Annotated in this window: 15 protein-coding genes; 11 read left to right on the forward strand and 4 right to left on the reverse strand. The window is 65.0% G+C overall.

The window, feature by feature from the left end:
* Positions 1-167 precede the first annotated feature (167 nt).
* The 11 genes from ACVIW0_RS20565 (at position 168) to ACVIW0_RS20615 (ending at position 10617) form a co-directional block, all read left to right on the forward strand.
* Positions 168-1577 carry a M48 family metalloprotease gene (locus ACVIW0_RS20565; protein WP_461353974.1) on the forward strand — a complete coding sequence of 470 codons (1410 nt, stop codon included), beginning with the start codon at positions 168-170 and terminating at the stop codon, positions 1575-1577.
* An 86-nt stretch (positions 1578-1663) separates the two neighbouring features.
* Positions 1664-2431: a DsbA family protein gene (locus tag ACVIW0_RS20570; protein WP_461353975.1), complete on the forward strand. Its 768-nt coding sequence runs from the start codon at positions 1664-1666 to the stop codon at positions 2429-2431.
* Positions 2432-2685: 254 nt separating this feature from the next.
* Positions 2686-2823, forward strand: coding sequence for a hypothetical protein (locus tag ACVIW0_RS20575; protein ID WP_461353976.1), 138 nt, complete (start codon positions 2686-2688; stop codon positions 2821-2823).
* Between the two features lie 126 nt (positions 2824-2949).
* Entirely contained in the window at positions 2950-3801 is an 852-nt protein-coding gene (locus ACVIW0_RS20580) for a DUF1236 domain-containing protein (protein ID WP_461353977.1), read from the forward strand.
* Between the two features lie 336 nt (positions 3802-4137).
* Entirely contained in the window at positions 4138-4611 is a 474-nt protein-coding gene (aroQ, locus tag ACVIW0_RS20585) for a type II 3-dehydroquinate dehydratase (RefSeq protein ID WP_461353978.1), read from the forward strand.
* Positions 4612-4663: 52 nt separating this feature from the next.
* Complete coding sequence (accB, locus tag ACVIW0_RS20590; RefSeq protein WP_461353979.1) at positions 4664-5161, forward strand: acetyl-CoA carboxylase biotin carboxyl carrier protein; 498 nt, start codon at positions 4664-4666, stop codon at positions 5159-5161.
* A gap of 24 nt (positions 5162-5185) precedes the next feature.
* The gene (gene accC / locus ACVIW0_RS20595) at positions 5186-6541 is read left to right on the forward strand and encodes an acetyl-CoA carboxylase biotin carboxylase subunit (RefSeq protein WP_461353980.1); all 1356 of its coding nucleotides are present in this window, start codon (positions 5186-5188) and stop codon (positions 6539-6541) included.
* A 100-nt stretch (positions 6542-6641) separates the two neighbouring features.
* On the forward strand, positions 6642-8171 hold the full coding sequence (locus ACVIW0_RS20600) for a sensor histidine kinase (RefSeq protein WP_461353981.1): 1530 nt from the start codon (positions 6642-6644) through the stop codon (positions 8169-8171).
* On the forward strand, positions 8168-8608 hold the full coding sequence (locus ACVIW0_RS20605) for a response regulator (RefSeq protein ID WP_461353982.1): 441 nt from the start codon (positions 8168-8170) through the stop codon (positions 8606-8608). Before ACVIW0_RS20600 ends, ACVIW0_RS20605 begins: the two co-directional genes overlap by 4 nt.
* Positions 8605-9696, forward strand: coding sequence for a sensor histidine kinase (locus ACVIW0_RS20610; protein WP_461353983.1), 1092 nt, complete (start codon positions 8605-8607; stop codon positions 9694-9696). Before ACVIW0_RS20605 ends, ACVIW0_RS20610 begins: the two co-directional genes overlap by 4 nt.
* A gap of 249 nt (positions 9697-9945) precedes the next feature.
* The gene (locus ACVIW0_RS20615; protein WP_461353984.1) at positions 9946-10617 is read left to right on the forward strand and encodes a hypothetical protein; all 672 of its coding nucleotides are present in this window, start codon (positions 9946-9948) and stop codon (positions 10615-10617) included.
* Positions 10618-10630: 13 nt separating this feature from the next.
* Here ACVIW0_RS20615 and ACVIW0_RS20620 read toward each other — a convergent pair whose 3' ends face one another.
* Genes ACVIW0_RS20620 through ACVIW0_RS20635 form a run of 4 tightly spaced genes read right to left on the reverse strand, consistent with a single transcriptional unit; the run spans position 10631 to position 16079 of the window.
* A complete protein-coding gene (locus ACVIW0_RS20620; RefSeq protein ID WP_461353985.1) occupies positions 10631-10969 on the reverse strand; it encodes a BA14K family protein in 339 nt (112 codons plus the stop codon).
* A gap of 11 nt (positions 10970-10980) precedes the next feature.
* Entirely contained in the window at positions 10981-11301 is a 321-nt protein-coding gene (locus ACVIW0_RS20625) for a hypothetical protein (protein ID WP_461353986.1), read from the reverse strand.
* 8 nt (positions 11302-11309) lie between these two features.
* The gene (locus ACVIW0_RS20630) at positions 11310-12794 is read right to left on the reverse strand and encodes an efflux transporter outer membrane subunit (RefSeq protein ID WP_461353987.1); all 1485 of its coding nucleotides are present in this window, start codon (positions 12792-12794) and stop codon (positions 11310-11312) included.
* Positions 12795-16079, reverse strand: coding sequence for an efflux RND transporter permease subunit (locus tag ACVIW0_RS20635; RefSeq protein ID WP_461353988.1), 3285 nt, complete (start codon positions 16077-16079; stop codon positions 12795-12797).

Below are 16079 nucleotides of genomic sequence, written 5' to 3' on the forward strand. Positions count from 1 at the left end.
CATTCGGTGGCTCCTTATAACGCTTTCAGGCCAAGTAAATACAAGTGCATACCCGGTTCGCGTGAAGAAGAGCTGCAAAAACAACAGACTGCGCCACGCGCCTGATCCGGTCGGACCCGGAACCCGGCTTCACGCCGGTGCGGCCGGTCATTGCCGATAGATCGCCCATGCTGTTCCGCCTCACGCGCCGCACCGGGACCGTCAAGCTGACCGCATTGCTGACCGCGGTCGCGCTCGCAATCGGCCCCGTCGTCCCCGCGCAAGCCCAGCAGCAGAAGGGGCCGCCGGTGCTGCGCGACACCGAATCCGAGCAGTTGCTGCGCGAATACACCAGGCCGATCCTGCGCGCCGCGGGTCTCGAGAAGCAGAACATCCAGATCGTCATCATCAACGAGAGCTCGTTCAACGCCTTCGTCGCGGATGGCCGCCGCATCTTCGTCAATTACGGCGCGCTGCTGCAATCGGAGACGCCGAACCAGATTATCGGCGTGCTGGCGCATGAGACGGGCCATCTGGCCGGGGGTCATCTCGCCAAGATGCGCGAGCAACTGGCGCAGGCGCAGACCCAGATGATCATCGCGATGCTGCTCGGCGTCGGCGCGCTGGCCGCGGGTGCCGCGGGCGGCGGCGGTGGCAGCGGCCTCTCCAGCGCGGGCGCCGCCGCGATCTCGGCGCCGCAATCGGTGATTCAGCGCACGCTGCTGTCCTACCAGCGCCAGCAGGAGGAGAACGCGGACCGTGCCGGCGTCAGATTCCTGACCGCGACCGGCCAGTCTGCCCGCGGCATGTACGAGACATTCAAGCGCTTCACCGACGAGAGCCTGTTCGCCGCGCGCGGCGCCGACCCCTATCTGCAATCGCACCCGATGCCGGTCGACCGCGTCTCCGCGCTGGAGGAGCTGGCGCGCTCCAGCCCCTATTGGGACAAGAAGGACGATCCGGCGCTGCAGCTGCGTCACGACATGATGCGCGCCAAGATCTCCGGCTTCATGGAGCGGCAGGACACGGTGTATCGCCGCTATCCGCTGACCAACACCAGCCTGCCGGCGCGCTATGCGCGCGCGATCGCCACCTACCTGCACGGCGACCTGCGTTCGGCGATCGCGCAGATCGACGGCTTGATCCAGGCGCAGCCCAACAACCCCTATTTCTACGAGTTGCGCGGCCAGGCGCTGCTCGAAGGCGGCCGGCCGGCCGAGGCCATCGCGCCGCTGCGCCGCGCGGTGCAGCTTTCCGGCAGCGCGCCGCTGATCGAGATGCTGCTCGGCCAGGCGCTGGTTGCCTCCGACAACAAGGCCCTGACCGACGAGGCGATCAATATGCTGCGTGCCGCCGTGGCGCGCGAGCCCGAGGCGCCGCTGGGCTATACCCAGCTCGCAATGGCCTATGGCCGCAAGGGCGACTACGCCCAGGCCGACCTCGCCTCGGCGCAGGCGGCCTATCTGCGTGGCGACGCCAAGACCGCCCGCGAGCTGGCGTCGCGGGCCAAGACGCGGTTCGCGATCGGCACGCCCGGGTGGGTCAAAGCTGACGACATTGTGAGCGCCAAGCCGATGCCGGGTCAGAAAAACAACTAGAAATAAACCGTAGTTCCATACAACGATCACTGAAACCGGCCCACGGCTCAGCCGCATTTCGGGCCATCTCGAACAAGGATTTCGCCATGCCAGCGCTTCGTTTTCTTGCCCCTGCCCTGCTCGCGCTCGGCATCTGCGCCACACCGCTGTCGGCGTCCGCGCAGAGCTTCAACGACACCCAGCGCGGCGACATCGAGACCATCGTGCGCAACTATTTGATCGCCCATCCCGAGGTGCTCGAAGAGGCGATGAACGAGCTCAGCAAGCGGCAGGCCGCCGCCGAAGCCGAGAAGCATGAGCAGAGCGTTGCCAAGAACGCCGACACCATCTTCAATTCGCCGCGCGGCGTCCTGCTCGGCAACAAGGACGGCGACGTCACCTTCGTCGAGTTCTTCGATTACAATTGCGGCTACTGCAAGCGCGCAATGGCCGACATGATGGACCTGATGAAATCGGATCCGAAGCTGAAGGTCGTGCTGAAGGAATTCCCGGTGCTGAGCCAGGGCTCGGTCGAGGCCGCGCAGGTCGCGGTCGCCGTGCGGATGCAGGATCCGACTGGTAAGAAGTATCTCGAGTTTCACCAGAAGCTCTTGGGCGGCCGCGGCGCCGCCGACAAGGCGCGGGCGCTGGCGGTCGCCAAGGAGGTCGGTCTCGACATGACGAAGATCGAGAAGGACATGGCGAGCCCCGAGGTCAAGGCGACCATCGAGGAGAACTTCCGGCTCGCCGAATCCATGGGCATGAACGGCACGCCGAGCTACGTGATCGGCAAGCAGGTCGTGGTCGGCGCGGTCGGCGTCGACAATCTCAAAGAGAAGATCGGCATCGCCCGGTGCGGCAAGGCGACCTGCTGATCGCCGCTCCAAGCGCGTTCATTCAACAAAATCCGGCTGCCAGGCAGCCGGATTTTTGATCGCACGCATCGAACCAGCGCGGCGCGGGCCGCAACCAAGGGCCGTCGCCAACAAACGGACCAATGTCGGCAAGCCGCCGCGCGATCATCTGCTGACACAAGGGTGAGCTCGGCGACTACATCGCGCCCTATGGCGAGCACGGCAGCGCGCACGGTCTCGAACGGTTGCATGGCCGCAACCATCTCGGCGGCACCATGTTTCCGAACCAATGGACGCCGAAATTCAGCGCGACCTATCTCGAGATCGAGGAGCATTTCGGCGGCTTCAATTTCGGCGGCGGCAACGGCCAGCTCGATCTTGCGAGTATGGGGTTCGACTGGGCATGCGGTTGAAATGCGCACGCGTTCATCGCGCATTCACATAGGATACCAAACGCGGGGAACCGTAAATCAACAGGAACATCGCACATCCTCTCTCGTTGTCGGCGCGGGCAATGCTGAAAAACGAGGAGGAACATGATGACAAACCGCTTTCTGATTTCGGTTGCTGCGGCGGCCCTGATCGCCGGCACCGGTTTCGCGAATGCACAGGGCGCCGGCGGCGCCAACAAGGAGTCCGGGGCTGGCGGCGGCGCGAGCATGCAGCACAGCGCACCGTCCGGTGGCGCATCGTCTGGCACGATGCAGCACGATTCGGGTGGCATGAAGGGTTCCGAGCATTCCACGACCGGTCAGTCCCCGAGCACGAAGGGCGCCGAGTCCGAGAAGTCGGGCACGGCCACCAAGGGTGCGGAGGACAGCACCCAAAGGAAAGGCATGAGCTCGGAGAACGAGGCCACCAAGGGCTCCCGGGAGGGCTCGAAGGACATGAAGGCCGAGGGCCGCGACAAGAGCGGCAACATGAAGGCCGAGGAGCGTGACAAGAGCGGCAAGATGAACGCGGAAACCCGTGAGGGCCGCGATCGCAACAACGCCGCCGAAACCCGCGACAAGAGCGGTGCCACCACCAACCAGAATGCTCAGACCAAGAGCCCGGCCGACAATACCAACCGCGCGCAGACCAACGACACCAGCCGCACCCAGACCACGACGGGTAATGCGGCGACGTCGGCCACCGCGGCTCCGCCGGCCGAGAAGCGCACCGAGATCTCGACCGCGATCAGGTCGGAGCACGTCACCGAAGCCACCAACGTGAACTTCAACGTGGCGGTCGGCACCCGCGTCCCTGCCGACGTGCACTTCTACCCGCTGCCGGAGCGGGTCGTGACGATCTACCCGCAGTGGCGCGGCTATGAGTTCATCCTGGTCAAGGGCCGCTACATCATCGTGGAGCCGCAGACCCACGAGATCGTCTACATCCTCGAGGGCTGATTGGCCTCGACGCGAGGGTGCCAGGTGACCCTCGGCACGATCCCGACCCCCGCCCCTTCTTGGGGCGGGGGTTTTGCATTGGTCCCGCCCCGCAGTCACCGGTGGATGGCGCGCCGGGGCGGCGCCCCGGCACGTCTTCCGTTAAGTTTGGTTAATCAGCAATTTCCGTAGGTTACAGGGACCACCTGACAGCCAGGGAGAAGCTGTTGAAGACGTTCCTATTTCACCTAAAGACTTCCCCTGCGGCCGGTTGTTACCTATAACCCGGCCCGCCTCACCCCTTGTCGGACCCCCCATCGGAACCTTTGGCCGGAAACTTTGGCAGGAATGTTTGGAATGGCTGCTGCCGGAACCATCTATGTGCTGAACGGCCCGAACCTCAATCTCCTGGGGACGCGGGAGCCGGAAACCTACGGCCACGCTACTCTCGCTGACGTCGAGAAGCTGTGCGCAGACACTGCGCGCCAGTTCGGACTGACCGTCGACTGCCGGCAGTCCAATCGCGAGGGTGAGCTGATCGACTTCATCCATGAAGCCCACGCCAAGAAGGCGGTCGGCATCATCATCAATGCCGGCGGCTACTCCCATACCTCGATCGCGCTGCATGACGCGCTGGTCGCGGTGAAGATTCCGGCCATCGAGGTCCATGTCAGCAACATCCACGCCCGCGAGAGCTTCCGGCACCACTCGTTCACTGCTAAAGCCGCCTTCGCGTCGCTTTGCGGCTTCGGCATCGACGGCTACCGGCTCGCCATCATCGGCCTCGCCACCAAGATCGGTGCCAAGAGCGATGTCAGGGCAAAGAGTTAATCGTCAATCCTGACGTTCCCCGTCACCAGACAGAGATTTCGGATCAAACAACATGGCGCGCCAGCCAGACGACAAATCAGCCGCAAAATCCAAGAATGACGCGAAGAGCGACGACAGCGTCCTCATTCGCGAGCTCGCGCTTTTGCTTGCCGAGACCAACCTCACCGAGATCGAGATCGAGCGCGCCGGCCTGCGCGTCCGCGTCGCGCGCAACATCAGCATCGCGGCCTCCGTGCCGTCAGCCGTGCACGCGGTTGCTGCGCCGGTGGCGGTGCCGGCTGCCGCCGTCGCCGCTACGACCGACCTTGCCAAGCACCCGGGCGCGGTGCCTTCGCCAATGGTCGGCACCGCCTATTGGTCGCCCGAGCCGGGCGCCAAGCCGTTCATTGAAGTCGGCGCCAAGGTCTCGGCCGGCCAGACGCTTCTGATCATCGAGGCGATGAAGACGATGAACCAGATCCCCTCGCCGCGCGCCGGCACCGTGACGCAGATCCTCGTCGAGGACGGCCAGCCGGTCGAATTCGGCGAGCCGCTGGTCATCATTGAATAACTTCCGTCAACGTCAGGCGCTGCGATGTTCGACAAGATCCTCATAGCCAATCGCGGCGAGATCGCGCTGCGCGTGCTGCGCGCCTGCAAGGAACTCGGCATCGCGACCGTCGCGGTGCATTCCACCGCCGACGCCGATGCCATGCATGTGCGGCTCGCCGACGAGAGCGTGTGCATCGGCCCGCCGCCGTCGAAGGATTCCTACCTCAACGTACCGGCGCTGCTCGCCGCCTGCGAGATCACTGGCGCCGACGCCGTGCATCCCGGCTACGGCTTCCTGTCGGAGAATGCGCGCTTCGCCGAGATCCTCGCGGATCACAATCTGGGCTTCATCGGACCGAAGGCCGAGCACATCCGCCTGATGGGCGACAAGATCGAAGCCAAGAAGACCGCCAAGCGGCTCGGCATCCCCGTGGTGCCAGGCTCCGACGGCGCGGTGACCTCGGAGGCCGATGCGCTCGCGATCGGGAAGGAGATCGGGTTTCCGGTGCTGGTGAAGGCCGCAGCCGGCGGCGGCGGCCGCGGCATGAAGGTCGCACACAGCGAGGCCGATCTTGCGCTGGCGCTCTCGACCGCGGCCAACGAGGCCAAGTCGGCGTTCGGCGATGCCTCGGTCTATCTGGAGAAATACCTGCAGAAGCCGCGCCATATCGAGATCCAGATTCTCGGCGACGGCCGTGGCGGCGCTATCCATCTCGGCGAGCGCGACTGCTCGCTGCAGCGCCGCCACCAGAAGGTCTGGGAGGAAGGCCCCTCGCCCGTGCTCGCGGCGGCCGCGCGCGCCAGGATCGGCGAGACCTGCGCCAAGGCGATGCGAGATATGAAGTATCTCGGCGTCGGCACCATCGAATTCCTCTACGAGGACGGCGAGTTCTATTTCATCGAAATGAACACCCGCATCCAGGTCGAACATCCCGTCACCGAAAGCATCACCGATATCGATCTGGTGCTGGAGCAGATCCGGATTGCCGCCGGCGGCGATCTGCCGGCCAGGCAGAGCGACATCGCGATCATCGGCCACGCCATCGAGTGCCGCATCAATGCGGAGAATCCGCAGACCTTCCGTCCTTCGCCCGGACGGATCACGCAATTCCATCCGCCGGGCGGCCTCGGCGTGCGGATCGATTCCGCCGTCTATCAGGGCTACGTGATTCCGCCCTATTATGACTCGCTGGTTGGCAAGCTGATCGTGCACGGCAAGACCCGAGGCGAATGCCTGATGCGGCTGCGCCGGGCGTTGGACGAAATGGTGGTCGACGGAATCGAGACGACGCTGCCGCTGTTTCGCGCATTGGTGCGCGAGCCCGACATCATCGAAGGCGACTATCATATCCACTGGCTGGAGCAGTATCTCGCCGGTCAGCCCTCCTCCGCAAAATAGTTTGGAACCGGGTGGAACCGAGGGCCCTCTTCAAGCGTATTTGAGGGGTATTGGCTTTCGACGGGGACGCATTGAATCCCACTCCCGTGAAGAGATCGTCGTGACACCGGTTTCACGACGTAGATCCACGTTGCAGATCCTGCTGCTCTCGGCGGGATTTTTCGTGCTGGTCGCGATCAGCGTGGCGTCCGTGCTGCTGGTCAACAAGGCGCGCGAAGACTACGCGTGGGTCGTCCATACCGTCGAGACCGAGAGCGAGGTCGCCAACCTGCTGGTTGACATCAGGCGCGCCGAAAGCGCGACCAGGGCCTATCTTTTGACATCAGCACCGCAGTACCTCGCCGAGTACGAATCCGCGGCAGCAAGAATCCCGGCCGCGCTCAATCATCTTCAGATGATGACCGCCGATAATCCGGCGCAGGTCGCCAATGCCGCGAAGCTAAAGTCCGCCGCCGAGCAACGGCTGGCCGAGTTCGCCCTCACCATCGAGCGCGTCAAGAACAATGACGTCGCCACCAGCGTCGACATCCTGCGCAAAGCCACATCGACCGACGCGCTGGAGGCGATCGCCGGGATCGGCCGCGACATGCGCACCGAGGAGGATCGCCTGCTGGCGATGCGAACCGCAACTGCTGACAAGACCCAGGTGCTGGCGTCCTCGGTCACCATCGCCGGCTCCTGCATGGTGCTGGCGCTTGCCGCCCTCTCGGTCGTGCTGCTGCGGCAATCCTCGCGGGCACGCGACGAGGCCGAGGCCAAGCTGCGCGACAGCAAAGTCAATCTCGAAACCATTGTTGACGAGCGCACCGCGGACCTGCGCGAGGCCAACGAGGAAATCCAGCGCTTCGCCTATATCGTCAGCCACGATCTGCGCTCGCCGCTGGTCAACATCATGGGCTTCACCAGCGAACTGGAGGAATTGCGCGGCGACATCTTCAAGCGCATCGCCACGCTCAGTCGCACCGCCTCGCTGGCGCCGGCGATGCCGGAAGACGCCACCGATGTGGCCGAGCCCGAGCTCGAAGGCTCCGACAAGCAGCTGTCCGACGATTTCAACGAATCGCTCAGCTTCATCAAGTCGTCGATCGCCAAGATGGATCGCCTGATCAGCGCGATCCTCAATCTCACCCGCGAGGGCCGCCGCGAGTTCAAGCCGGAGCGGATCGATCTCCGCGAGCTGATCGACGGCATCGTCAAGACGGTCGCCCATCAGGCGGTCGAGGCCAATGCGACCATTGAGGTCGGCACGCTGCCGAATATCGTCAGCGACCGCCTCGCGCTGGAGCAGATCTTCTCTAACCTGATCGACAATGCCCTGAAGTACCTCCGGGACGGCGTTCCCGGAGAGATCTCGATCGAGGGCCGCACCAAGCTGGGCTTTGCGATCTTCGAGGTCGCCGACAACGGCCGCGGCATCGATCCGAAGGACCACCAGCGCATCTTCGATCTGTTTCGGCGGGCCGGAACCCAGGACAAGCCCGGTCAGGGCATCGGCCTTGCCCATGTCCGCGCACTTGTGCGCAGACTGGGCGGCACCATGTCGGTAGCATCCGAACTCCACAACGGCAGCACATTCACGATCACGCTGCCTATCAAATGGTCAGGCAAGCACCGGGATAAGGAATCATGAGCGATCCAGTCACCATCATCATGATCGAGGACGACGAGGGCCATGCCCGCCTGATTGAGCGGAATATCCGGCGCTCAGGTGTCAACAATGAGATCGTCCCGTTCACCAACGGTACAGAGGCGGTGAACTACCTGTTCGGCAAGGATGGCAGCGCCGTCGAGCGCAAGGGCCAGGCCCTGCTCATCCTGCTTGATCTCAATCTGCCTGACATGACCGGCATCGATATTCTGAAGCGGGTCAAGGAGAACAAGCATCTCAAGTCGACGCCAGTGGTCGTGCTGACCACGACCGACGACAGCCAGGAGATCAAGCGTTGCTACGAACTCGGGTGCAACGTCTACATCACCAAGCCGGTGAACTACGAAAGCTTTGCCAACGCCATTCGTCAGCTTGGCCTGTTCTTTTCCGTGATTCAGGTGCCGCCAGCTTCGCTATGACCAGCGCAACGCCGACACTGCTCTATATCGACGACGACGCGGCGCTGGCGCGCCTGGTCGAACGCGGGCTGACGCGCGCGGGCTACAAGGTCGTGCATGCCGCTAGCGGCCAGGAAGGTCTCGACCGGCTCGCCCAGGGCGGCATCGACGTCATCGCGCTCGATCAGGTCATGCCGGGGCTCGACGGGCTGGAGACGCTGGAGCAGATCCTCAAGGTAGCCGACGCCCCGCCGGTGGTGTTCGTCACCGCCTCGCAGGATTCGGCGATCGCCGTCACCGCGCTGAAGGCCGGTGCGGCGGACTATCTGGTCAAGGATGTCAGAGGCGAATTCATCCCCCTGCTCCAGGTCGCGGTGAACGGCGCGATCCGGCAGGCCGCGATCCAGAAGGCGCGCGACGAGGCCGAGGCCGAGGTGCATGCCTCGCGCGACCGCTACGCTGCGCTGGCTGCGGAGCGCGAGGTTCTGCTCCGCGAGGTCAACCATCGCGTCGGCAATTCGTTGCAGATCATCGCCTCGCTGCTGCACCTGCAGGCCAACTCCGCGAGCCAGCAGGACGTCAAGGCGGCGCTGACCAACGCGATGGGCCGCGTCGCCGCCGTAGCCCAGGTGCACCGCCGCCTCTACACCTCGCACGATTTCAAGACGGTGATGCTTAACCAGTATCTCGAGGCGCTGCTCGAGGATCTCAGGCGATCGGCCGAGGGCAACAAGATGTCGCGGCTGACGCTCAACGCCGGCCCGATCGAGATCGATCCCGACCGTGCGGTCGCGATCGGCATCATCGTCAACGAGCTGGTGATGAACGCCGTGAAATACGCCTATCCGGACGGCGCGGGCCCGATCCATGTCGAGCTCAAGCCGCAGGGCGACGACCTGCAGCTTTCGATCAGCGACGAAGGCGTCGGTTTTGACGACAAGGCCGACCCGCGCGGCACCGGCATGGGCCAGCGCATCGTCGCGGCGATGGCCGCCAAGCTCGACGCCAGCGTCGAGCGCGACCCGGCCCACACCGGCACCCGCTTCGTGGTGCGGTTTGCCCGCGTCAGCCCGGCCCCGGCAAAATCGACAAGCGCCGCCGCCAGCTAGAGCATGATCCGGAAAAGTGTGAAACGGTTTTCCGAGAAGATCATGCTCAAATAAAAGCTAAGGCGCGATGACGGATCCTCAATCTCATCGCGCTTTGGCGTTGCTGTTCCCGGATTGATCGATTTGTCGCGTTGCCCTTAACGGCTGCGTCACCCTGTCGCTCGATCGCAACTGCCGGCCCTGACCAATTAAGGGAAATCTCGGCATTGTTTGCCAGGCTTTTCCCCCGACTTGGCAGGAACGGCAGATATGTTCGGGCGCAGGGTGGTTTTCGGAAAGAAGCAGGAGACCTTGGGCGAGCTCAAGGAGGCCGAGCGTCCGGCACCGAACCGCGACGTCGCGGCGCCTGCGTTTCACAAGAAGCAATGGGACGATCCGCGGATCGGGCCGATGCTGCGTGATGCCGGTTTCGCGCCTGAAGACGCCGGCGGCATCGCGCCGACGTCGGACAATCGGCTCGCCGTGTTCGCCGCGGCCAACAAGCGGCTGCAGGGGCGCACCGAGGCCTTCAACCGCGACATGACGGCGCGCCACGGCCACTGCAACGCGGTGCCGTTCCTGGTCATCGATCAGAAGATCTGGGACGGGCCGCATGGCGCGTTTCTCTACGGCCAGATGGATCTGATCGGCTATGACGAGTGGAACGTGATCATGCTGGCATCAGATCCGCAGACCACGGCGTCATGCGGCCTGGCCGGCCATCCCGGCTTCCTGCCGGCCGTCACGCAGACCATGATCGAGCATGTGATCGGGTGGAAGGCGCGGCACAATGCCCTGCTCGAGACGTTCGGAATCACCGCGAGCGGTGGCCGAGACGCGTCCCATGAAGAATACGAGATGGAAAAGGACACCCTGCGCAGGGAGATCATCGACAAGGTCGGCTGGATGAAGCCGCGCATCATCGACGACCTTCAGAGCTAAAGGTCCAAATGCGTCAATCATGCCTGTCGCGGTGCCGCCGCGCGCGATACGGCCGGCAATCCTGACATGGCGCACCGAAGATCACCTGCGACGGATACGGCCGCGCCGAGTGATAGGGCGTCGAGCCGAACAGGCCGGCCGCGCCGAAACCCGCGCTGAAGGGATCGGCGGCAAAGCTGCCCGGAAACGAGCCGTTGCTGCGGAAATCGCGATCATCATTCCTGCCGTCGAAATACGCCCCGCCGGTGCTGCCGTAGCGCAGCGGCCGTTGCGGCGCGAATTCCTGGGCAGACGCAGCAGCCGTGCCAAGCGCGATGGCGGCGCAGGCGATCAGTGCTCTGATGGCGGTCATCGTCAAAGCCCTCATTGCGGATTGGTCCCCCAGTCGCCCTTCCAGGCGATCAGGCGCCCCTTGCCGAATTGCAGATAGAGCCCGTCGCTGCGCCGCGACAGCACGCTGCCCCTGACATTGGGCAGCGCCACGAACAGCTCGTTGCCCGGCGTGCCGCGAACGTAATTCAAGGGAACGCCGAGTGACTGGCTGGCCTGATCGGTGCTCATGCCGAAGGCCAGCGGCACGCTGTTGGGCGGCCGCTGCTGCGCGCTGGCGGTGCCGGCAGGCGCGCCCAGCGCGGCGACGAGGGCCAAGAGGGCCATGACGACGGGTGCGATAAACCGCTGCATGACCGACCTCATGGCACTGCCGCCGCGAGCGTGCCGGCAGGCGTCCAGCCGCCGCCGAGCGCCTGGAACAAGCTGCTCGCCGCCAGCAGCTTGTTGAGCCTGACCGTGACCAAATTGTTCTCGGCGGTGAACAGCGTCTGCTGCGCCTGCAGCACCGTGATGAGATTGACCGTGCCGCCGCGCAATTGCGTCTCGGCGACCTCGAATGCCTTGCGCGAGGCGGCGACGACGTCGGATTGCAGGCGCTCCTGCAGTGTGTACTTCTGCAGCGCGATCAGGGCCTTCTCGACGTCGGCGAAAGCCGACAGCACCGCCTTGCGATAGGCCTGCAGGTTTTGCAGTTGCTGGCCCTTGGCGAGCTTGAACTGGCTCTCCAGCAGGAAACCGTCGAACAGCGGCTGGGTCAGCCCTGCGGCCAGCGTGTAGTACCAGGCGCCCGGCGCGAACAGCGAGGCCAGCGCCGCACTCTGGAAGCCCGTGGTGCCGGTCAGCTGGATCTGCGGGAAGAACGCCGCGCGCGCCGCGTCGACGCTGAAATTGGAGGATGCCAATTGCGCCTCGGCCTGGCGGACGTCAGGCCGCTGATAGAGCAATTCCGACGGCAGCCCGGGCGTCACTCGCGGCACTGCGATCTGCATGGTGCTGCCGCCGCGCACCGTGAAATTGGCCGGCGCACGCGCCACCAGCACCGCGAGCGCCGCGCTGTTCTGCCCGACCGTTACTTCGAGCGGCGGGATCGCCGCGCGTTGCGTCGCGACCAGCGCCTCCTGCTGCGACAGATCGAGCTGCGAGGCGGTGCCGCCGGCGAATTGCGATTTGATCAGCGCAAGAATGCGTTCGGCCGCCGCCAGGTTGCGGCGGGTGACCTTGATCTGGTCCTGCGCCGCCAGCACCTGGAAATAGGTATTGGCCACCGTCGCCATCGTGCTCAGCGCGACCACCTCGCGATTGTAGCGGGCGCTGGTGGCGCTCTCCTCCGACGCCGATAGCGTCGCGCGATTCTTGCCCCAGAAATCGACGATGTAGCTCGCGCTCAGGCCGAGGCTGTATTGCGAGAACGTCCCGCTGCTCCCGCCGAATGATGAACTCGATCCGGTCGCCAGCTTCTCGCGCTCGGCATTTGCCGATCCGGAAATCGACGGCAGCAGCGCGGCGCCGGACACCCCGACCTGGGCGTCGGCCTGCACGATCTGGGCGATCGCCACCGCGATGTCGAGATTGTAGAGTTGCGCCGACTCCATCAGCCCGGTCAGTTCGGTCGAACGAAAGCCGCGCCACCAGGCCAGCGCCGGCACCGCCGCGTCCGCGTCGCCCTTGGCCGCGGTCTTGTAGCTCGCCGGCACTTCGAGACTGAGCTCGGGCTTCTCGACCCCGGGGATGCAGCCGGACAGGCCGACGCCCAGCCCGAGGCCGAGGCCGCCGAGTGCCGCCCCGCGCAGAAACCGGATCGGCTTTCGCAATATAAGAGTTCGCAACGCTGCACCTGTCGGCATTTACGCGCCCGGTTGAAGTGAGGAGCCCCGCATCCGCATGGCGCCGCCGCCGCGGACGCGCAGCGCCCACAAGCGGAACCGGTCGAGATAGAGGTAGATCACGGGCGTCGTGTAGAGCGTCAGGATCTGGCTCAGGATCAGGCCGCCGACGATGGCGATGCCGAGCGGCTGTCGCAGCTCGCCGCCGTCGCCCATGCCGATCGCCAGCGGCACGGCGCCGAGCAGCGCGGCCATCGTCGTCATCATGATCGGGCGGAAGCGCAACAGGCTGGCCTCCCTGATCGCCTCGAGCGGCGCCAGCCCGCGCCCGCGTTCGGCCTCCAGCGCAAAGTCGATCATCATGATGGCGTTCTTCTTCACAATGCCGATCAGCAGGATGACGCCGATCAGCGCCATGATACTGAACTCGGTCTTGAATGCCATCAGCGCCAGCAAGGCGCCCACACCCGCCGAAGGCAATGTGGACAAGATGGTCAGCGGATGGACGTAGCTCTCATAGAGCACGCCGAGCACGATGTAGATCGTGATGATCGCAGCCAGGATCAGGAATGGCTGGTTGTTGAGCGAATCCTGGAACGCCTTGGCGGAGCCCTGGAAGGTGCCCCGGATCGTCACCGGGACGCCGATCCGGTTCATGGTCGCCTCGATGCTGGCGACCGCCGTGCTCAGCGAAACATTCGGCGGCAGGTTGAACGAGATGGTGTTGGCGACCAAGAGGCCCTGGTGATTGACCGCAAGCGGCGTGGCGCCCTGCCTGAAGGCCGCGACCTCAGACAGCGGGATCATGGTCTCGCTGCTGGTCGAGACCGCCGATCCGGTCGAGGCCGCGCCCTTCCCGGTCGAGCCGATCGAATTGGTGGCCTGGTTGCGCGCGGCCTGGGCGTTGGCCGAAGTTGCCGCGCTCGAGCTTCCCGGCGCCACCACGGTGCCCGCCACCGCATTGGTCGATTGCGATCCGCCGACCGATGCGCCCGAGGTACTGATATAGACGTCCTTCAGCGTCTCCGGGTTCTGCCAGTAGCGCGGCGCCACCTCCATGACGACGTGGTACTGGTTGCGCGCGACATAGATCGTCGAAACCTGGCGCTGGCCGAAGGCGTCGTAGAGCGTGTTGTCGATCTGGCTGACCGTGATGCCGAGCCGCGCCGCGGCGTCGCGGTCGATCACGAGGTTGGACTCCAGGCCCTTGTTCTGCTGGTCGCTGTTGACGTCGGCAAGGTTCGGATCGCGCTGCAAGGCTGCTGCGATCTTCGGCGTCCAGTCGTTGAGCTCCTCCAGCGTCGAGCCCTGCAGCGTGTACTGATACTGCGCATTGGACTGCCGGCCGCCGACGCGGATATCCTGCACCGCTTGCAGGAACAGGGTCGCGCCGGGCACCACCGACATCTGGCGGCGCAGCCGCGCGATCACGCCGTCGGCGCCGAGCTTGCGCTGGTCGAGCGGCCGCAGCGACACGAACACGAAGCCGGAATTGGTCTGCCCGCCGCCGGTGAAGCCGACCACGGTCTCGACAGCCGGATCGCGCTTGATGATGCCGACGAACTGCGCGAGCTTCTGCTGCATCAGCTGGAACGACACGCTCTGGTCGGCCTGGATCGAGCCGACCAGCCGGCCGGTGTCCTGCTGCGGAAAGAAGCCCTTCGGGATCACGACATAGAGATAGCCGGTCAGGCCGATCGTGACGAAGAAGATCAGCACGACGCTCAGGGGATGTTCGAGCGCGCCGGTCAGCGTCCGCCGGTAGAAGCCCAGCATCGCATCGAAGAAGCGTTCGCTGATCCGGTAGAACCTGCCGTGACCGCCGGTGTGCGGCCGCAGCAGCACCGCGCACATCATCGGCGTCGTCGCCAGCGAGACCGCCAGCGAGATCAGGATCGAGATCGAGATCGTCACGGCGAATTCGCGGAACAGGCGGCCGATGATGCCCGACATCATCAGGATCGGGATGAACACCGCGATCAGCGAGATGCTCATCGACAGCACGGTGAAGCCGACCTCGTTGGCGCCCTTCAGCGCCGCCTCGAGCGGGCTCAGGCCCTTTTCGATGTGCCGGGTGACGTTCTCCAGCACCACGATGGCGTCGTCGACCACGAAGCCGGTCGCCACCGTCAGCGCCATCAATGACAGATTGTCCAGGCTGTAACCGAACAGGTACATCGCCCCGAAGGTCGCGACCAGCGACACCGAGACCGCGACCACCGGAATGAAGGTTGCGCGTGCGCTGCGCAGGAACGCGAACACCACGATGACCACCAGCAGCACCGCGAGGATCAGCGTTCGCTCGACATCGCGGAGCGAGGTGCGGATGGTGGTCGAGCGGTCCACCGCAAGGCCGATATCGATCGCCGGCGACACCGAGGCCTGCAGTTGCGGCATCAGCGCCTTCACCAGGTCGACGGTCGAGATGATGTTGGCGTTGGGCTGGCGGTAGAGGATGACCAGCACGGCCGGCTTGCCGTCGGCAAGCCCGGCATTGCGCAGATTTTCCACGCCGTCGGTCACCTCGCCGACATCGGAGAGGTGGACCGGCGCACCGTTGCGATAGGCCACGATCAGCGACCGGTAATCGTCGGCCTTGTTGGCCTGGTCGTTGGCGTAGACCTGATAGCGCTGGTCGCCGACGTCGATGCCGCCCTTGGGGCTGTGGGCGTTGGCGTTCGACAGCGCCGCGCGCACGTCTTCCAGCCCGATGCCGTATTTGTAGAGCGTCTGCGGGATCAGATCGACGCGGACGGCGGGCAGCGAGCTGCCGCCCACCACGACCTGTCCGATGCCCTCGACCTGCGACAGCTTCTGCGCCAGCACCGTGGAGGCCGCATCGTAGAGATCGCCGCGCGTCAGCGTGTCCGACGTCAAGGTCAGGATCAGGATCGGCGCCTCGGCCGGATTGACCTTGCGGTAGGTCGGATTGCTGCGCAGGCTGGTCGGCAGATCGGCCCGCGCGGCGTTGATCGCCGCCTGCACGTCGCGCGCCGCGCCGTCGATGTCACGATTGAGGTTGAACTGCAGCGTGATCCGGGTCTGCCCGACCGAGCTCGACGAGGTCATTTCGCTGACGTCGGCGATCTGGCCGAGATGCCGCTCCAGCGGGCTGGCCACCGTGGTCGCGACGTCCTCCGGGCTCGCGCCCGGCAGCGTCGCCTGCACCGAAATGGTCGGGAAGTCCACCGCCGGCAACGGCGACACCGGCAGCTTGAAGAACGCCACGATGCCGGCCGCCGCAAGCCCGAAGGTCAACAGCGTGGTGGCGACCGGCCGACGGATGAATGGCGTTGACGGATCCAT

The organism is Bradyrhizobium sp. USDA 4454 (genome assembly GCF_054822705.1).